Annotated in this window: 12 protein-coding genes; 10 read left to right on the forward strand and 2 right to left on the reverse strand. The window is 71.7% G+C overall.

The genetic code is table 11. The annotated features are described in order from the left end of the window. Nucleotides 1–46: 46 nt before the first annotated feature. Nucleotides 47–2,911: a glycoside hydrolase family 3 C-terminal domain-containing protein gene (locus tag ACWC24_RS08015; RefSeq protein ID WP_450661965.1), complete on the reverse strand. Its 2,865-nt coding sequence runs from the start codon at nt 2,909–2,911 to the stop codon at nt 47–49. 369 nt (nt 2,912–3,280) lie between these two features. Here ACWC24_RS08015 and ACWC24_RS08020 point away from each other — a divergent pair, with 369 nt between their 5' ends. The 6 genes from ACWC24_RS08020 to ACWC24_RS08045 are packed head-to-tail and all read left to right on the forward strand — an operon-like array spanning nt 3,281 to nt 11,978. Further along, on the forward strand, nt 3,281–4,975 hold the full coding sequence (locus tag ACWC24_RS08020; RefSeq protein ID WP_450661966.1) for an extracellular solute-binding protein: 1,695 nt from the start codon (nt 3,281–3,283) through the stop codon (nt 4,973–4,975). 25 nt (nt 4,976–5,000) lie between these two features. Next, nucleotides 5,001–6,035, forward strand: coding sequence for an ABC transporter permease (locus tag ACWC24_RS08025; protein ID WP_450661967.1), 1,035 nt, complete (start codon nt 5,001–5,003; stop codon nt 6,033–6,035). After that, nucleotides 6,032–7,027, forward strand: coding sequence for a carbohydrate ABC transporter permease (locus ACWC24_RS08030; RefSeq protein ID WP_450661968.1), 996 nt, complete (start codon nt 6,032–6,034; stop codon nt 7,025–7,027). Before ACWC24_RS08025 ends, ACWC24_RS08030 begins: the two co-directional genes overlap by 4 nt. Then, nucleotides 7,027–8,994, forward strand: coding sequence for a beta-galactosidase (locus ACWC24_RS08035; RefSeq protein ID WP_450661969.1), 1,968 nt, complete (start codon nt 7,027–7,029; stop codon nt 8,992–8,994). The genes ACWC24_RS08030 and ACWC24_RS08035 overlap by 1 nt, the downstream gene beginning before the upstream one ends. Continuing rightward, nucleotides 8,991–11,228: a glycosyl hydrolase family 95 catalytic domain-containing protein gene (locus ACWC24_RS08040; RefSeq protein WP_450661970.1), complete on the forward strand. Its 2,238-nt coding sequence runs from the start codon at nt 8,991–8,993 to the stop codon at nt 11,226–11,228. The genes ACWC24_RS08035 and ACWC24_RS08040 overlap by 4 nt, the downstream gene beginning before the upstream one ends. 36 nt (nt 11,229–11,264) lie before the next feature. Beyond that, complete coding sequence (locus tag ACWC24_RS08045) at nt 11,265–11,978, forward strand: glycoside hydrolase family 12 protein (RefSeq protein WP_450661971.1); 714 nt, start codon at nt 11,265–11,267, stop codon at nt 11,976–11,978. A 49-nt stretch (nt 11,979–12,027) separates the two neighbouring features. Here the strand turns inward: ACWC24_RS08045 and ACWC24_RS08050 are convergent, their stop codons facing one another. Beyond that, nucleotides 12,028–13,041, reverse strand: coding sequence for a LacI family DNA-binding transcriptional regulator (locus ACWC24_RS08050; protein ID WP_450661972.1), 1,014 nt, complete (start codon nt 13,039–13,041; stop codon nt 12,028–12,030). A gap of 379 nt (nt 13,042–13,420) precedes the next feature. Here ACWC24_RS08050 and ACWC24_RS08055 point away from each other — a divergent pair, with 379 nt between their 5' ends. From ACWC24_RS08055 to ACWC24_RS08070, 4 genes are all read left to right on the forward strand, one after another. After that, nucleotides 13,421–15,352 (forward strand): acyl-CoA dehydrogenase family protein, encoded by a 1,932-nt coding sequence (locus ACWC24_RS08055; RefSeq protein ID WP_450661973.1) that lies wholly within the window; start codon nt 13,421–13,423, stop codon nt 15,350–15,352. Nucleotides 15,353–15,569: 217 nt separating this feature from the next. Then, a complete protein-coding gene (dxr, locus tag ACWC24_RS08060; protein ID WP_450661974.1) occupies nt 15,570–16,856 on the forward strand; it encodes a 1-deoxy-D-xylulose-5-phosphate reductoisomerase in 1,287 nt (428 codons plus the stop codon). An 8-nt stretch (nt 16,857–16,864) separates the two neighbouring features. Continuing rightward, complete coding sequence (locus tag ACWC24_RS08065; RefSeq protein WP_450661985.1) at nt 16,865–18,157, forward strand: M50 family metallopeptidase; 1,293 nt, start codon at nt 16,865–16,867, stop codon at nt 18,155–18,157. Nucleotides 18,158–18,327: 170 nt separating this feature from the next. Beyond that, nucleotides 18,328–18,584, forward strand: a 257-nt coding sequence (locus ACWC24_RS08070) for a flavodoxin-dependent (E)-4-hydroxy-3-methylbut-2-enyl-diphosphate synthase (protein ID WP_450661975.1), incomplete at its 3' end; no start/stop codon positions are given.

Genomic DNA, 18,584 nt, shown 5'->3' on the forward strand with positions numbered 1-18,584 from the left:
AGTCTCGGTACCGGGCCCCTTCTCTGCGTCGGCCTCCTCCGGACCCTCAGCCGGAGAAGCCGACGTGCGCGAGCCGCAGCGGGCCGCGCAGCCTGAGACGCAGGTCGCGCACGCCTTCGGCGGCGAGACCGGCGCCGAGCGTGCGGTAGTCGTACGGGCCTGAGCCGGGCGAGGGAAGCGTGAGGACGGCGAGCGGCGCGCTGCCGCCGAGCGACACCTCGACCGTGCCCGTGCCCGCCACGGTCACCGTCACCCGGCCGACGCCCGCGCCGAAGTCGCAGTCGCGGTAGAGCAGTTCGCCGGTACCGGCCGGTCCGGGGGTCACCGCGTCGCCGGACACCTTCGTACGGTCGACGATCACGATCCCGCTCTGCTCGTCGAAGTCGGCCGCGCCCAGGCCCCGTTCGCGCACCGGACGCGGCGTCGCGGGCTCACCGTCGAGCGTCACGGTCGTACGCAGCCGGACGTCCTCGCTGGAGGCGCCGACGAGCAGCTCGTACGGGCCCGGTTCCACCCGCCACCGGCCGTGCGCCACGTCCCAGAACCCGAAGTCCGCCAGGGGGACTTCGAAGACGGGCCGCGCGCTCGCGCCGGGCGCCAGGGTGATCCTGGTGTGCGCCGCCAGTTCCCGGCGCGGGCGGACCACCGACGGGGCCGCGGCACGCAGGTAGAGCTGGGGGACCTCGTCGGCGGTGACGTCACCGGTGTTGGTGACCGTGCAGGAGACGCGAACCGTGCCGCCTGTGCCGCCCGTGACGTCCGCGGTCAGGTCCGTGTAGGCGAAGGACGCGTACGACAGGCCGTGGCCGAAGGGGAACAGCGGGGTGCCCTCGAAGTACCGGTACGTCTGGCGGGAGCCGATCACGTCGTAGTCGAGGAGGTCGGGCAGGTCGGCGTCGTCCGCGTACCAGGTCTGCGGCAGCCGGCCCGCGGGGGAGACGTCGCCGGCCAGCACCCGGGCCAGGGCGGTGCCCGCGGCCTGCCCGCCGTGCGCGGTCCACAGCACGGCGGGCAGGGTGCCCGTCCGGAACGCGTAGGGGTACGCCGAGACCAGCGCGAGGACCGTGCGCGGGTTGGCGGCGCGGGCGGCGCGCAGCAGCCGCTCCTGCTGGGCGGGCAGCCGCAGCGTCGTACGGTCCTCCGTCTCGCGGCCGTTGATGTGCGGGTCGTTGCCCGCCACCACCAGGACGGCGTCCGCCCGCGCGGCGACCCGTGCCACCGCGTCCTCGCCGCGCTCGGCCAGGACGAGTTCGAAGATCTCCGGGCCGGTGTCGGGTTCGTCGGCGACCCGCACGCCGTCGGCGGCGACACACACGGGGCGGCCGGTGCCGAGGTGCCTGAGGAGGCGGCCGTTGCCCTGGGGTTCGAGACGGAAGGTCTCCTGGACCACCCAGCCGCCGGGCTGGTCGGCGGAGGCGCGGACGTACCCGTCGTCGGCGACCGACAGATAGCGGCCGTCGGGGGCGCGCAGGGTCAGGACGCCCTCGCCCCAGTCGACCAGCGCGAGTTCCGTACCGAGGACGTCGGTGGTGAGCGGCGGCAGATCGGTGCGCCCCGCGAGCAGGGCCGGGTCCAGCGCGCCCTCGGCGCCGCGCACCCCGTCGGCGTCCTCGGAGGCGTCCTCGGTGGCGGGGACGTGCAGGAACGTCCCCGCGGAGGTCCGCAGCCGCACCCGGTCCACGCCCTCCGCGAACTCCACGCGCTCGGCGCCGAACCGCTCGTACAGGGCCTCCAGGGGAGTGGAGCGGTGCAGCAACGAGCCGCTGTACCAGTCGAGTTTGCACTCGTCGGCGAGCAGGCCGACCACCGCGAGGCGGGTGTCGGGGGCGAGGGGCAGCAGACCGTCGTTGTCGAGCAGCACGATCGCCTGCTCGGCGCTCTCCAGGGCCAGCGCGCGGTGGGCCGGGGTGTCGAAGTCGCCGGTGTCCGTGTGCGGGTCGTGGTCCGGGTCGAACTCGCCCAGGCGGAAGCGGACGGAGAGCTGGCGGCGCACCGCGATGTCGACGTCCGCCTCGGTCAACAGGCCCTGTTCCAGAGCGCCCTGGACGCGCGCGACGATCGTTCGGCCGTCGGTGCCGTGGTCGGTGAAGCTGTCGACGCCGGCCAGCAGCGCGGCGGCCGTCGCCTCCTCGTGGGTGTCGAAGTAGTGCTCGGAGTCGACCAGGTTGGAGGGGGCGCCCGCGTCCGAGCAGACCAGCAGGTCGTCGTCGGTCCAGCGACGCAACTGCTCGCGCAGCAGCGGCGAGACATGGTTCGGGCGGCCGTTGACCAGGTTGTAGGCGGGCATCACCCCGGCCGCCGTGCCCGCCTCGACCGTCTCACGGAAGGCCCGCAGGTCGTACTCGTGCAGCACCCGGGGGCGCACGGAGCTCGACGCGGTGTCCCGGGCGGTCTCGTTGTTGTGGGCGAGCCAGTGCTTCAGCACGGGCGCGGTGCGCCAGTACACCGGATGGTCGCCGCGCAGCCCCCGGGTGTACGCGACCGCGATGGCCGAGGTCAGTCGCGGGTCCTCCGAGTAGCCCTCCTCGTTGCGGCCCCACAGCGGGTGGCGCAGCAGGTTCACGGTCGGCGACCAGACGTTCAGGCCCACCCGGTCGTCGCGCGAGCGCATCGCGCGGACCTCCTTGGACACCGCCTCGCCGACCCGCCGTACGAGCTCCGGGTTCCAGGTCGCGCCGAGGCCCACCGCCTGCGGGAACACCGTCGCCGGACCCATCCACGCCACGCCGTGCAGGGCTTCCTGCCCGGTGCGGAAGGCGGCGATGCCCAGGCGCGGCACGGCCGGTGCGAACTGGTGCAGGAAGGAGACCTTCTCGTCGAGGGTGAGCCGCCCCAGCAGGTCGTCGATGCGCTTCGCGAACGGCAGCCGCCGGTCGCGAAACGGTGGTGCGGACGGGGAGGGTGCGGTCACGTGGGGATCTCCTTGCGATGGAGCGGCACAACGCCTTCGAAGCGCTTCGATGCTGGTTCGACTCAGGGGCGGGTGTCAAGGCACTTGTCGTCAACAAGTCTGGTGCATGGCCGACTTGCCAAGCCGTGTGGGAGCGGTCGAGCCGCTCGCACACCTCGGAGGAATCTTGGGAGCGACCCTTGTGCGCCCCCTGCCCTTCACCTAACCTCGCAGCAACATCGAAGCGCTTCGACTGCGAGGCTGCCCCCGGGCGGGGCACTTTCCTCGGCATTGGTCGGAGGATCCGCTTCGGCTCAGCCAGTTCCACTCGAGACACCGCAGCCGACGGCCACCGCCGGGTGTCCTGGTGCGCCACGAAGGGTTGACGCAATGACGCCGAACGCCGCCTCCGCCTCCTCCGCCCCGAGCCGGAGAAGCTTCCTCGCCTCGACGGCGGTCGCCACCGCCGCGGTGGCGGGAGGGATGCCCCTGCTGGCCGCCTGCGGCGGCTCGGACAGCGGCTCGCGCGACGGCACCACGTCGGGCAAGGACGCCAAGAAGCTGTTGCCGGCCTACGTGGCCGGCAACGTCGTGACCCCCGACATCGCCGCCAAGAACGGTTCCGCGGTCGGCTTCACCGGCAAGCTCGACCTCGCCACGCTGAAGACCTCGGTGCCGAAGAAGCTCGGCAAGGGCGGCAAGGTCTCCGTCATGTCCCCGTTCTGGGGCTCCCCGCCGAAGGCCGACAACGCCTACTACACGGCGATGAACGACCTCATCGGCGTCGACGTCGTCTGGCAGAACCAGGACGGCAACACCTACGACCAGAAGCTCGGCGCGGTCCTCGCCTCCAGCGACGTACCGGACGTGGTGGTCGTCCCCGGCTGGAACATGACCGGCAAGATCCCCAGCGCCGTCATCGCCAAGTTCGTCGACCTCGGGCCCTACCTCTCCGGCGACGCCGTCAAGCAGTACCCGAACCTCGCCGCGATCCCGACGGACGCCTGGCAGCGCTCCCTGTTCGGCGGCAAGCTGCGCGGCCTGCCGATGCCCTCCTCGTACGTCACGAGCATCGTGCCCTTCTACCGCAAGGACGTCTTCGACAAGGAGGGGTACCAGGTCCCCACCTCCGCCGACGAGTTCCACGCCCTGGCCAAGGAGATCACCAACGCCAAGGCCAAGCGCTGGGCCTGCCTGGACATGAAGTGGACCGCCTTCAACATGTTCGGCGTGCTGTCCGGCGACGAGAAGTCGCTCGGCTGGAACCTCGTCGACGGCAAGCTGGTCAACCGCATCGAGACCCAGGAGTACCTCGAGGCGCTGGAGTGGACCCGCAAGCTGTTCGCCGACGAACTCGTCCACCCCGACGCCAAGCTGGGCAAGAGCCAGGCCACCGACCCGGCCCCCAAGTTCGTGGCCGGCGAGTTCCTCATCTACAACCAGGACATCTCCCAGTGGTACGGCCAGGCCGCCGCCCAGGCCACCCAGAACCCGGACTTCCGGATCTGGGGCATGGACATCCCCGGTCACGCGGGCGGCAACCCCACCCTGTGGGCCAAGAACCCGGCCGGCATCTTCGCCTTCGTCAACAAGAAGGCCTCCGAGTCGGTGATCCGGGACGTGCTGGCCGTCGCGAACGTCACCGCGGCGCCGTACGGCACCAAGGAGTACATGCTCACCAACTACGGCGTCGAAGGCACCCACTACACCGTCAAGGACGGACTGCCGGTCAAGACCGACCAGGGCAACATCGACGTACTGAACGCCTTCGTCATGGTCGCCAGCCCCGCCGCGACCATCGCCCACCCCGACCTCCCCGAGGTCGCCAGGGGCCAGGTCGAGTGGCAGCAGCGGATGGGCGCCTTCACCAAGAAGTCCCCCTTCTACGGCATGCAGATCACCGAGCCCGCCCGCTGGACCAACCTCGCCAACGACTTCGAGCAGCTGGAGGACGACATCGTCCGCGGCCGCAAGAAGATCGGCGACATGCAGCAGGCCGTGTCCGACTGGAAGAGCAAGGGCGGCGACCAGCTCCGCGACTGGTACCGCAAGCTGCTCGACGACAACGGCTCGGCGGCGAACTGACCGGCGGCGAGACGAGGAGAACGGCGTGTCCCACAGCACGGTGCCTCGGAGCGGGACCGAGGCCGACACGACGGGTACGACCCCGGTGGCGTCCGACGGCGCCACCGGGGCGCGGCAGGCGCGGCCTCGGGGAGAGCCGGGCCTGCGGCACCGGCTGCGACGCGACCGCGTGCTGCTCCTGATGACCCTGCCGGCCGTCGTGCTGGTCCTGCTCTTCAACTACATACCGATCCTCGGCAATGTCGTCGCCTTCCAGGAGTACGACCCCTACGTCAGCGACAACGGGATCGTCTCCATGCTGCACAGCCCCTGGGTGGGCCTGGAGAACTTCCAGCGGATCTTCGAGGACTCGGCCTTCTGGGGCGCGGTCCGCAACACGCTGGTGCTGTTCGTCCTCCAGCTCGTGCTGTACTTCCCGGTCCCGATCGGGCTCGCGCTGCTCATCAACAGCGTGGTCAGACCCCGGGTCCGGGCGATCTCACAGGCGGTCCTCTACCTGCCGCACTTCTTCTCCTGGGTCCTGGTCATCGCCGTCTTCCAGCAGCTCTTCGGCGGCGCCGGGCTCCTCTCCCAGCTGCTGCGGCAGCACGGGTACGACGGCCTCGACATCATGACCGACCCGGCGACCTTCAAGTTCCTCGTCACCGCGCAGAGCGTGTGGAAGGACGCGGGCTGGGGGATCATCGTCTTCCTCGCCGCCCTGGCCTCGGTCAGTCCCGACCTGTACGAGGCCGCCGCGATGGACGGCGCCGGCCGGTGGCGGCGCATGTGGCACGTCACCCTGCCGGCCCTGCGCCCGGTGATCGCGCTGCTCCTCGTGCTGCGCGTCGGTGACGCCCTGACCGTCGGCTTCGAGCAGATCCTGCTGCAACGCGACGCGGTCGGACCGGGCGCGGCGGAGGTCCTCGACACCTTCGTGTGGTGGAACGGCGTGCGCAACCAGGACTTCGGCTACGCGGCCGCCGCCGGACTCGTCAAGGGCGTCGTCAGCCTCGGGCTGGTCCTCGCCGCGAACAAGGTGGCCCATCTCATGGGCGAGCAGGGGGTGTACCGCAAATGACCGCCACGACCGACGAGCCGGCGCGCGCGGCCGTACCCGTGTCCGGGCGCGAGCAGGGACGCGGCTCCGGGCGCGGTCCCGGGCACCGACCGGGCCGGTGGGCCGCCCCGCCGCGACCGGTCTGGGAGGAGGCGCCCAGCCGGGCGGGCCTCGCGGGCAAGGGCCTCGTCCTGGCGCTGGCCTGCCTGGGCATCCTCTTCCCGCTCTGGATCGTCCTGGTCACCAGCCTCTCCTCGCGCAGGACCATCGACCAGGCCGGCGGTCTGGTGATGGTGCCCAAGGGCATCACCTTCGTCGCCTACCGGGAGCTGCTCGGCGGCGGCCAGGTCACCCGCGCCGCCGTCATCAGCGTCCTGATCACCCTGGTCGGCACGCTCTTCTCGATGGCGGTGTCCGTGCTGTGCGCCTACGGCCTGTCCCGCACCGGCTCGCTCGGCCACCGCTGGATCCTGCTGACGCTGCTGGCGACCATGTTCTTCAGCGCCGGTCTCATCCCGACCTATCTGCTCGTGCAGTCCCTGGGCCTGACCGACACCTATCTCGCGCTGATCCTGCCGAGCGCGATCAGCGTCTTCAACATCCTGGTGCTGCGCGGCTTCTTCATGGGCATCTCGCCGGAGCTCATCGACAGCGCGCGCATCGACGGCGCGGGCGACCTGCGCATCCTCTGGCAGATCGTGATGCCGCTCTCGCGCGCGGTCCTCGCGGTGATCACGCTCTTCTACGCCGTGGGCTACTGGAGCGCCTGGTTCAACGCCTCCCTCTACCTCAACGACCAGGACATGATGCCGTTGCAGAACGTCATGATCCAGCTCGTGCAGAAGCAGGAGGCCCCGGTCGGTCTCGGGCAGGCCATCAAGACCGGTGAACTGTCGGGGCTGGCCGTGCAGATGGCCGTCATGGTGCTGGCGCTGCTGCCGGTCGCCGTGCTGTCGCCCTTCGTCCAGAAGCACTTCAGGAAGGGCATGCTGACGGGGGCGGTGAAGGGCTGATGCCGCGGCTCGACGACGCCACCCGCGGCCGCATCCTCTTCGGCGGCGACTACAACCCCGAACAGTGGCCCGAGAAGACCTGGGCCGAGGACGTCCGGCTGATGCGGGACGCCCACGTCAACTCCGTCACCGTCGGCGTCTTCTCCTGGGCGAGACTCGAACCCGAGCCGGGGGCGCGGGAGTTCGGCTGGCTGGACCGGCTGATGGACCTGCTGCACGAGGGCGGCATCGGGGTCGTCCTCGCCACCCCCACCTCCTCGCCCCCGCCCTGGCTGGGCCGACTGCACCCGGAGACCCTGCCCCGGGACGCCGACGGCCGGACCGAGTGGTGGGGCGGCCGCCAGCACTTCTCCCACTCCAGCGCCACCTACCGCCACTACGCCGCCGCCATCACCGAGGACCTGGCCGCCCGCTACGCCGGCCACCCCGCCCTCACCCTGTGGCACATCAACAACGAGTACTGCACCACCGACCACGGAGACGAGGCCGCCGCCGCCTTCCGCCGCTGGCTGCGCACCCGGTACGGCAGCCTCGACGCCCTCAACACCGCCTGGGGCACCGCCTTCTGGAGCCAGGGCTACGACACCTGGGACGGCATCCTGCCCCCGCGCCGCGCCCACTACCTGAACAACCCCGCCCAGGTGCTCGACTTCCGGCGCTTCACCTCCGACATGCTCCTGGAGTGCTACGCCGCCGAACGCGACATCGTCGCCCGGCACACCCCGCACATCCCCGTCACCACCAACTTCATGCCGCTGTGGATCGGCCAGGACGGCTGGCGCTGGGCCGGGCAGGAGGACGTCGTCTCCGTCGACCTCTACCCCGACCCCGCCGACCCCCTCGGCGCCCAGCACGGCGCCCTGGTCCAGGACCTGACCCGGTCCCAGGCGGACGGCCCCTGGATGCTGATGGAACAGGCGGCGGGAGCGGTGAGCTGGCGCGGGGTGAACCGTCCCAAGCCGCGCGGACTCAACCGGCTCTGGTCCCTCCAGGCCGTCGCCCGCGGCGCGGACGCCGTCTGCTACTTCCAGTGGCGCCAGTCCCGGCAGGGCGCGGAGAAGTTCCACTCCGCCATGCTCGGTCACGCCGGCGAGGCGGGCCGCGCCCACCAGGAGATCAAGCGGCTCGGCGCCGAACTCGCCCTGATCGGCGGCGAGGTGGCGGGCCTGCGCAGTCGCGCCGAGGTGGCGGTCCTGCACGACTGGAACGCCTGGTGGGCGGGCGTCCAGGACGGCCGCCCCTCCGCCGAGGTCGACCCCGTCGCCGTCCTCGGCGCCTGGCACCGGGCCCTGTGGGAGGCGAACGTCGCCACCGACTTCGCCCACCCCGAGCACGACCTGACCGGCTACGCCCTGGTCGTCGTCCCCCAGCTCTACCTCCTCACCGACGCGGCGGTCGACAACCTCCTCGCCTACGTCGAAGGCGGCGGCACCCTCGTCGCCGGATTCCTGACCGGTATCGCCGACGAGGACGACCGGGTGCGCCCCGGCGGCATGGACGCCAGGCTGCGCACCCTGTTCGGCATTCGCGTACTGCACGAGTGGTGGCCGCTGGCGGCGGGGGAGACCGTGGCGTGCGACGGCTTCCTGGGCACGCTGTGGTCGGAGGAGATCGAGGCGGCCGACGACGTCGGCGAGACGGTCCCCTACCAGGGCGGCGAACTCGACGGACTGCCCGCCGTCCTGCGCCGGGGCCGCGCCTGGTACGTCTCGACGCTGCCCGAGCCGGACGCGCTGCGCGGGCTGCTCACCGTCGTCGCCGACGACGCCGGGGTCCGGCCCGTGCTGGCCGGACTGCCCGCCGGGGTCGAGGCCGTACGCCGCGGCGAGCTGCTGTTCCTGCTGCACCACGGGCGCGAACCGGTCACCGTCGACGTCCCGGGCACCCACCGGGACCTGCTGACCGGGGAGACGGTCACCGGCCGGCTCACCCTCGGCCGCTACGGAGCGGCGGTGCTCAAGCCATGACGTCCGGCCCCGTCCACGGCACCTGGGAGCCCGCCCCGGCCGCCCGCTGGGAGGACGCCTTCCTGAGCGGCAACGGCCACCACGGCGCACTCGTGTTCGGTGACCCGAACGTCGACCGCGTCGTCGTCACCCATCACAGTCTGGTCCGCCCCAACGGCGGCGAACACGCAAGGCCCCCCGAACTGGCCGCCGAACTGCCCGCGCTCCAGGACCGGTTGCTGGCCGGCGACCTCACGGCCGCCGAGGACTTCACGGACGGACGGCCCCTGCAATGGGTGCAGCCGTTCCACCCCGCCTTCCGCACCGAACTGCGCGCCTCCGGCACCCCACGCCCCCGACCTCACCCCCGACCCCGGGCCCGCGGCCGCGCCACGCCGACGCCGTACCGCCGCGCCCTCGACTTCGCCACCGGCGAGGTGACCGCCCACGACGACGGCCGCACCAGCCGCGTCTTCGTCTCCCGCGCGGACGACGTGATCGTCCAGCACGTCACCGCCCCGGACCTCACCCAGGACATCTCCCTCGACCACCGGCTGCCCGGCGCGCCCGCGGGCCTGGCCGTCGGCCACGGCGCCGTCCGCACCCCCGAGGGCGCCCTGCTCACCCTCCGCGTCCGCTATCCCGGCAGCGACCGCGCCTACACCGGGGTGACCCTGGTGGCCGTCGAGGGCGGCCGCACCACGCTCACCCCGCCGGGCGTCCGGATCGAGGGCGCCGCCTCGGTGCTGCTGCTGACCCGGGTACGGCGGCACACCGGCGAGCCGGACACTGCCGAGGAGGCCCGCGCCCTGCGCGCCCTGCTCACCGGAGAGCCCTACCCGGACCTGCTGGCCCGCCACCTCGCCCACCACCGCACCGCCTACCGGCGCGTCACCCTCGACCTGCGCGCCGACCCGGTCGACCGCGCCCTGCCCGGCTCCGCACTGCTGCGGCGGCCCGGCAGCCCGGCACTCCTGGAACGGCTCTTCGCGGCCGGCCGCTACCACCTGCTGTCCGCGTCCGGTCTGCTCCCGCCCCGCCTCACCGGCCTGTGGACCGGCGACTGGGACACCGCCTGGTCCGGAGCCCTCACCACCGACGCCAACCTCAACCTCCAGACCGCCTCCGCCGTCCCCGCCGACCTGCCCGAGGTCACCGAGGCGCAGGCCGCCCTGGTCCAGCGGCAGCTGCCGGACTGGCGCGAGAACGCCCGCGCGGTCTTCGGCGCCCGGGGCGTGGTGGCGCCCGCGCACACCGACGGCGAGTCCGGACTCTCGTACCACTTCAGCCGCGAATACCCGCTGCACCTGTGGACCGCCGGAGCGGACTGGCTGCTCAAGCCGCTCGTCGACCACGACGAGAGCCGCGGCACCCGCGACCCGCGCACCGCCGCCGCACTCGCCGAGACGGCCCTCTTCTACGAGGACTTCCTCACCCGTACCGACGACGACGGCCGACTCGTCGTCGTCCCCTCCTACTCGCCGGAGAACCGGCCCGCGGGCGGGAGCTGGGGTGCCCTCGACGCGGCCATGGACCTCTCCGCGGCCCGGCACGCCCTGCTGACCGCGGCCGACTACCACCCCGAGCGCGCCGACCGGCTGCGCGCCCTCGCCGGCCGGCTGCCCGCGCACCGGGTCAACGCCGACGGCGCGCTCGCCGAATGGGCCCGCCCCGGGCTCGAGGACACGTACGACCACCGCCACCTCAGCCATCTGTACGGCGTCTGGCCGCTCGACGAGATCAACCCCTACGACACCCCGGACCTGGCCGCCGCCGCCCATCGCGCCCTCGCCCTGCGCGGCGCGGAGAACGACTCGGCGCACGGCCGTCTGCACCAGGCGCTGATCGCCGCCCGGCTGCGGGACGCCGACCGGGTCGCGCACGCGCTCGCCGACGTGCTCGGCGGCGACTACTTCCACGACTCCCTGATGAGCGCCCACTACCCCGCCCGCGACGTCTACAACGCCGACGCCGCGCACACCCTGCCCGCGGTGCTGATCGAGATGCTGGTGCAGTCCACCCCCGACCGGCTGGTGCTGCTGCCCGCGCTCCCGGCCGACCGTCCGGCGGGCGAGCTGCGCGGTGTGCGCACCCGGTTCGGCGCCGGGCTCGATCTGACCTGGGGCCCCGAGGGCGCCACGGCCGTGCTGCGGCCGACCCGCACCCGGCGCGTCGAACTCAGGACTTCCGGCGGCGCGCGGCCGCTCGACCTCGTCGCCGGAGAAGAGCACGTCCTCACCCTGAGGACGTGGTGACCCCACGCACCTCCCCCCACCCATGGAAGGGACACCATGGCAACACGCACGCCCGTCCGGGCCGTCATGGCCCTGCTCGCCCCCGCCCTCGCGCTCGGCGCCACCGTCGGTCTCGCCGCGGCGCCCGCCTCCGCCGCCGTCTGGTCCTCCTGCGACCAGTGGGGCAGCACCACCCTGAACGGCTACACGCTCTACAACGACATCTGGGGCTCCGGCGCCGGCAGCCAGTGCATCTGGGCCAACTCCGGCACCAACTGGGGGGTCTGGGCCAACCACCCCAACACCGGCGGCATCAAGGCCTACCCCAACTCCAAGAAGGTGATCAACAAGTCGATCACCTCGCTCACCTCGCTGACCAGCAGCTACAACGTCACCGTCCCGTCGTCCGGCGCGTACAACACGTCGTACGACATCTGGGACACCGACTACGACTACGAGATCATGCTCTGGGTCAACAAGACCGGCGCCGTCGGGCCGCTCGGCACCTCGCAGGGCAACCTGACGCTCGGCGGCCACACCTGGACCGTCTACAAGGGCAACAACGGCGCCAACGACGTCTTCTCGTTCGTCCGCACCTCGAACTCGTCCTCGGGAACCGTCAACATCCTGCCGATCCTCAAGTGGATCAAGGACACCAAGGGCTGGTTCGGCAACGAGACGATCGGTGACGTGCAGTTCGGCTTCGAGATCACCTCGTCCTCCGGCGGCCTGGACTTCGCCGCCAACAGCCTGACCGTCAGCGGGAGCTGACCGCGGTGCCGGGCCGGCCTCCCGGGCCGGTCCGGCACCCCGGGCGGTCTCAGGACGCGGCGGGCGCCGGTCCCGAGCTCGCCCTGACCGTCAGCTCCGGCGCGAGCAGCACCACTTCACCGGCCGCCCGCCCTTCGAGCGTCGCGATCAGGCGCTCCACGGCGTGCCGGCCCATGTCCGGGGCGGGGATGCCCACGGACGTCAGCCGCACCGAGGCCTGGACGGCGACCTGGTCCGGGCAGATCGCGACCACCGAGACGTCCTCGGGCACGGCGCGGCCCTGCTGGCGCAGCAGGGCGAGCAGCGGTTCGACGGCCGACTCGTTCTGCACGACGAACCCCGTGGTGCCGGGACGTTCGTCGAGGATCCGGGCCAGGGTCACGGCCATCGCGTCGTACCCGCCCTCGCACGGCCGGTGCAGCACCCGCAGGCCCAGCTCCCGGGCCCGGGAGCGCAGCCCGTCGAGCGTGCGCTCGGCGAAACCGGTGTGCCGCTCGTACACCGCGGGGGCCTCGCCGATGACAGCGATGTCGTGGTGCCCCAGCTTCGCCAGATGCTCCACGCACAGGGCGCCGGTCGCGCTCCAGTCCAGGTCGACGCAGGTCAGTCCGGAGGTGTCGGCGGGCAGCCCGATCAGGACGGACGGCTGGCCCGAGCCGCGCAGCAGCGGCAGCCGCTCGTCGTCGAGCTGGACGTCCATGAGGATCATCGCGTCGGCGAGCCCGCTGCCGGTGACGCGGCGGACTGCGTCGGGTCCCTCCTCGCCGGTCAGGAGCAGGACGTCGTACCCGTGCGTGCGGGCCGTGGTGGCCACCGCGATGGCGATCTCCATCATCACCGGCACGTACATGTCCGTGCGCAGCGGGACCATCAGCGCGATGATGTTCGACCGGTTGCTGGCCAGGGCGCGGGCACCGGCGTTGGGGTGGTAGCCGAGTTCCCGGATGCTCTGCTCGACCCGCAGCCGGGTGGTCGCGGAGATGGACCGCTTGCCGCTGAGGACATAGCTCACCGTGCTCGCCGAGACTCCGGCGTGCTGGGCGACCTCGGCGAGGGTGACCATCCAGCTCTCCAAGCTTTTGAAGCGCTTCGACAGTGCGCGTGACGAGTAAGGGCGGGTGGGGGTGGTCCGACAGTAGCTTCAGCGGGGATGGGTGTCCATAGGTTGTCGAAGCGCTTCGACTGCTTTTCCCGTCACACCGATCGCCTCGATGACCTGCCCGGAGGCGGGTGTCCCCGCGGACCGCGCCGACCCCGGACCACGAAGGTTCTCACGGTCGCGGGGATCACCCGCACGGGGGAGTGGCGGAGGGCGGGCCCGACATCCACTGAACGGCGCACGAGGGCTGGTGGGCAGGTCCGGATTCGGGTACCAACGATCCAGTAGCACCGGTCGGTAACGAACGTCCCCCAAGATCCCTATTCGCGGCGAGGTGAGCCTCATGACCGCACCAACCAGCAAACCCACCGTCACTGAGCGTGAGGCACGTCAGGTGGCGGAGGCCGCCCGGGAACAGGACTGGCGCAAGCCCAGCTTCGCCAAGGAACTGTTCCTGGGCCGCTTCCGGCTCGACCTCATCCATCCCCACCCCCTGCCCGCCGCCGAGGACGCGCAACGCGGCGAGGAGTTCCTGGCCAAACTGCGCGACTTCTGCGAGACCCGGATCGACTCCGCACGCATCGAGCGCGACGCGCGGATCCCGGACGAGGTGATCGACGGGCTCAAGGAGCTCGGCGCCCTCGGCATGAAGATCGACACCAAGTACGGCGGCCTCGGCCTCACCCAGGTCTACTACAACAAGGCCCTCGCCCTGGTCGGCTCGGCGAACCCGGCGATCGGCGCGCTGCTCTCCGCCCACCAGTCGATCGGCGTGCCGCAGCCGCTGAAGCTCTTCGGCACCCAGGAGCAGAAGGACACCTTCCTGCCCCGGTGCGCCCGCACCGACATCTCCGCCTTCCTGCTGACCGAACCCGACGTCGGCTCCGACCCGGCCCGGCTGGCGACGACCGCGGTCCCGGACGGCGACGACTACGTCCTCGACGGCGTGAAGCTCTGGACGACCAACGGGGTGGTCGCCGATCTCCTCGTGGTGATGGCCCGGGTGCCGAAGTCCGACGGGCACAAGGGCGGCATCACCGCCTTCGTCGTGGAGGCCGCCTCCGAGGGCGTCACCGTCGAGAACCGCAACGCCTTCATGGGCCTGCGCGGCCTGGAGAACGGGGTCACCCGCCTGCACCGGGTGCGCGTCCCGGCCGCCAACCGCATCGGCCCCGAGGGCGCCGGCCTCAAGATCGCGCTGACCACGCTGAACACCGGACGGCTCTCCCTGCCCGCCATGTGCGTGGGCGCGGGCAAGTGGTGTCTGAAGATCGCCCGCGAGTGGTCGGGCGTACGCGAGCAGTGGGGCAAGCCGGTCGCGCAGCACGAGGCCGTGGGCTCCAAGATCAGCTTCATCGCCGCCACGACCTTCGCCCTGGAGGCCGTCGTCGACCTCTCCTCCCAGATGGCGGACGAGGACCGCAACGACATCCGCATCGAGGCCGCCCTCGCCAAGCTGTACGGCTCCGAGATGTCCTGGCTCATGGCCGACGAACTGGTCCAGATCCGCGGCGGCCGGGGCTTCGAGACCGCCGCCTCGCTGGCCGCCCGCGGCGAACGCCCCGTACCCGCCGAGCAGATGCTACGCGACCTGCGCATCAACCGGATCTTCGAGGGTTCCACGGAGATCATGCACCTGCTGATCGCACGTGAGGCGGTCGACGCGCACCTGTCGGTCGCGGGCGACCTGATCGACCCGGAGAAGTCCCTGTCCGACAAGGCGAGGGCCGGGGCGAACGCGGGCGTCTTCTACGCCAAGTGGCTCCCGAAGCTGGTCGCCGGACCCGGCCAGCTCCCCGCCTCCTACAACCAGTTCAAGCGCGAGGTCGACCTCTCCGGCCATCTGCGCTACGTCGAACGGCACGCCCGCAAGCTCGCCCGCTCCACGTTCTACGCCATGTCCCGCTGGCAGGGCCGGATGGAGACCAAGCAGGGCTTCCTGGGCCGGGTCGTCGACATCGGCGCGGAGCTGTTCGCGATGAGCGCCGCCTGCGTCCGCGCCGAACTGCTGCGCAGCCAGGGCGACCACGGCCGCGAGGCCTACCAGCTCGCCGACGCCTTCTGCCGTCAGTCCCGCATCCGGGTCGAGGAACTCTTCGACCGCCTGTGGACCAACACCGACGACATCGACCGCAAGGTCGTCGAGGGTGTCCTCGGGGGCACGTACGAATGGCTGGAGCAGGGCATCGTCGACCCCTCGGGAGACGGCCCCTGGATCGCCGACGCCACACCGGGGCCGAGCGAACGGGAGAACGTCCACCGTCCGATCCGCTGACCGGGACCCGCCGCACCCGGCCGGGCGCCGGGTGCGGTCCGTGAGCGTGTCCTCCACGTGCGGCCCACGGGCGCGGGCGATGGCCGCGCGCCCCTTCGCACCTCCACGGCCCCGACGGGCCCGGGAACCCGGCACCCCCGGGTTCCCGGGCCCGTCGGCGGTCCCGCGACGAGGACGCGCTGTCAGCCGCCGCCGCGGACCGGGCCACAATGGAGCAATGACCGAAAGCCCCGCCGGCCGCGTGAGCCCGGCCCCGCTCGCCGACCCGCACCTCGTCTTCGACCCCGTCGCGGGGGACGGCCCCAAGGACGTGGTGATCCTCGGCTCCACCGGCTCGATCGGCACCCAGGCCATCGACCTCGTCCTGCGCAACCCGGACCGCTTCCGCGTCACCGCCCTGTCCGCCGCGGGCGGCCGGGTCGAGCTGCTCGCCGAGCAGGCCCACCGGCTGCGGGTGCACACGGTGGCCGTGGCCCGCGAGGACGCCGTACCCGCGCTGCGCGAGGCGCTCGCCGCCCGGTACGGGACGGGCGAGCCGCTCCCCGAGGTCCTCGCCGGTCCGGACGCGGCCACGCAGGTCGCCGCCTCCGACTGCCACACCGTCCTCAACGGCATCACCGGGTCCATCGGCCTCGCCCCGACCCTCGCCGCCCTGGAGGCCGGCCGCACCCTCGCGCTGGCCAACAAGGAGTCGCTCATCGTCGGCGGCCCGCTGGTCAAGGCGCTCGCCAAGCCCGGTCAGATCATTCCGGTGGACTCCGAGCACGCGGCCCTCTTCCAGGCTCTGGCGGCCGGCACCCGGGCCGACGTGCGCAAGCTCGTCGTCACCGCCTCCGGCGGCCCCTTCCGCGGCCGGACCAAGGCGGAACTGGCGAACGTCACCGTCCAGGACGCCCTCGCCCACCCCACCTGGGCGATGGGCCCGGTGATCACGGTCAACTCCGCGACCCTCGTCAACAAGGGTCTCGAAGTCATCGAGGCGCACCTGCTGTACGACATTCCCTTCGACCGCATTGAGGTCGTCGTGCATCCCCAGTCGTATGTCCACTCGATGGTTGAGTTCACGGACGGATCCACCCTGGCCCAGGCGACGCCCCCCGACATGGGAGGGCCGATCGCCATCGGTCTGGGCTGGCCCGAACGGGTACCGGACGCGGCCCCCGCCTTCGACTGGAGCAAGGCTTCGACCTGGGAGTTCTTCCCGCTCGACGGCGAGGCCTTCCCCTCCGTGGGGCTCGCCCGGCACGTGGGGCAGCTCGCGGGCACGGCCCCGGCGGTGTTCAATGCGGCGAACGAGGAGTGCGTCGAAGCGTTCCTGAACGGCGCCCTGCCGTTCAACGGGATCATGGAGACGGTGACACGGGTGGTCGAGGAGCACGGCACACCGCGCAAGGGAACTTCGCTGACCGTGTCGGACGTCCTCGAAGCGGAGGCCTGGGCGCGAGCCAGGGCCGGGGAACTGACAGCACACACGACGACGGCGACCGCGGAGGCGCGTGCATGACGACCCTGATGATGATCCTCGGCATAGTCGTGTTCGCGGTCGGCCTGCTGATCTCGATCGCCTGGCACGAGCTGGGGCATCTGTCCACGGCCAAGCTCTTCGGGATCCGCGTGCCGCAGTACATGGTCGGCTTCGGCCCGACCATCTGGTCGCGGAAGAAGGGCGAGACCGAGTACGGCGTCAAGGCCGTCCCCTTCGGCGGCTACATCCGCATGATCGGCATGTTCCCGCCGGGCGAGGACGGCCGGATCTCGGCCCGCTCCACCTCGCCCTGGCGCGGCATGATCGAGGACGCCCGCTCCGCCGCCTTCGAGGAGCTCGAACCGGGGGACGAGACCCGCCTCTTCTACACGCGCAAGCCGTGGAAGAGGGTCATCGTGATGTTCGCGGGCCCCTTCATGAACCTGGTCCTGGCGGTGGCGTTGTTCCTCACCGTCCTGATGGGCTTCGGCATCTCCCAGCAGACCAACATCGTCAGCTCGGTCTCCCCGTGCGTCATCGCACAGAGCCAGAACCGTGACACCTGCAAGGACTCCGACGCGCCCTCCCCGGCCGCGGCGGCGGGCCTCAAGGCCGGCGACAAGATCGTCTCCTTCGACGGGGTGCGGACGGACGACTGGAACCAGCTCTCCGACCTCATCCGTGCCACCCCCGGCAAGGACGTGCCGATCGTCGTCGAGCGCAAGGGCCAGGAAGTCTCCCTGCACGCGAAGATCGCCACGAACCAGGTCGCCAAGAAGGACTCCAGCGGCCAGATCGTCGAGGGCCAGTACGTCACCGCCGGCTTCCTCGGCTTCAGCGCCGCCACCGGCGTCGTACGCCTGGACCTCGGCGAGTCGGTGACCTGGATGGGCGACCGGCTCGGCGAGGCCGTCGACTCCATCGCGAGCCTGCCCGGCAAGATCCCCGCCCTGTGGAACGCGGCCTTCGACGGCGCCCCGCGCGCCGCCGACTCGCCGATGGGCGTGGTCGGCGCGGCCCGTGTCGGCGGTGAGATCTTCACCCTCGACATCCCGCCGACCCAGCAGCTCGCGATGGCGCTGATGCTGGTCGCGGGCTTCAACCTCTCGCTGTTCCTGTTCAACATGCTCCCGCTGCTCCCGCTCGACGGCGGGCACATCGCGGGCGCGCTGTGGGAGTCGCTGCGCCGCCAGGCGGCGAAGGTGCTGCGCCGGCCGGACCCGGGCCCGTTCGACGTGGCGAAGCTGATGCCGGTGGCCTACGTGGTGGCCGGGATCTTCGTCTGCTTCACGATTCTCGTCCTGATCGCCGATGTGGTTAACCCCGTCAAAATTTCCTAGCCATGTGGCGTTCGGTGACGGCCGGGAACCTCTGGTTCCCGGCCGTCGTCCGTTGCGCGGGTTTGACCGGCGCGATGTGCCCGGGCTCGGGCGGGTGCCGTAATCTCGAAGGCCGGAGCCCGCTGAGCACGGGACCAGACCTTGATCCACGACTTGGGGTTGCACAGCAGATGACTGCGATTTCTCTCGGCATGCCGTCCGTTCCGACCAGACTCGCCGAGCGCCGCAAGAGCCGGCAGATCCAGGTCGGGTCCGTCGCGGTGGGCGGGGACGCGCCGGTGTCGGTGCAGTCGATGACGACGACGCGGACGTCGGACATCGGTGCCACGCTCCAGCAGATCGCGGAGCTGACGGCGTCGGGGTGTCAGATCGTGCGGGTGGCGTGTCCGACGCAGGACGACGCGGACGCGTTGGCGACGATCGCGCG

The organism is Streptomyces sp. NPDC001443 (genome assembly GCF_053597355.1).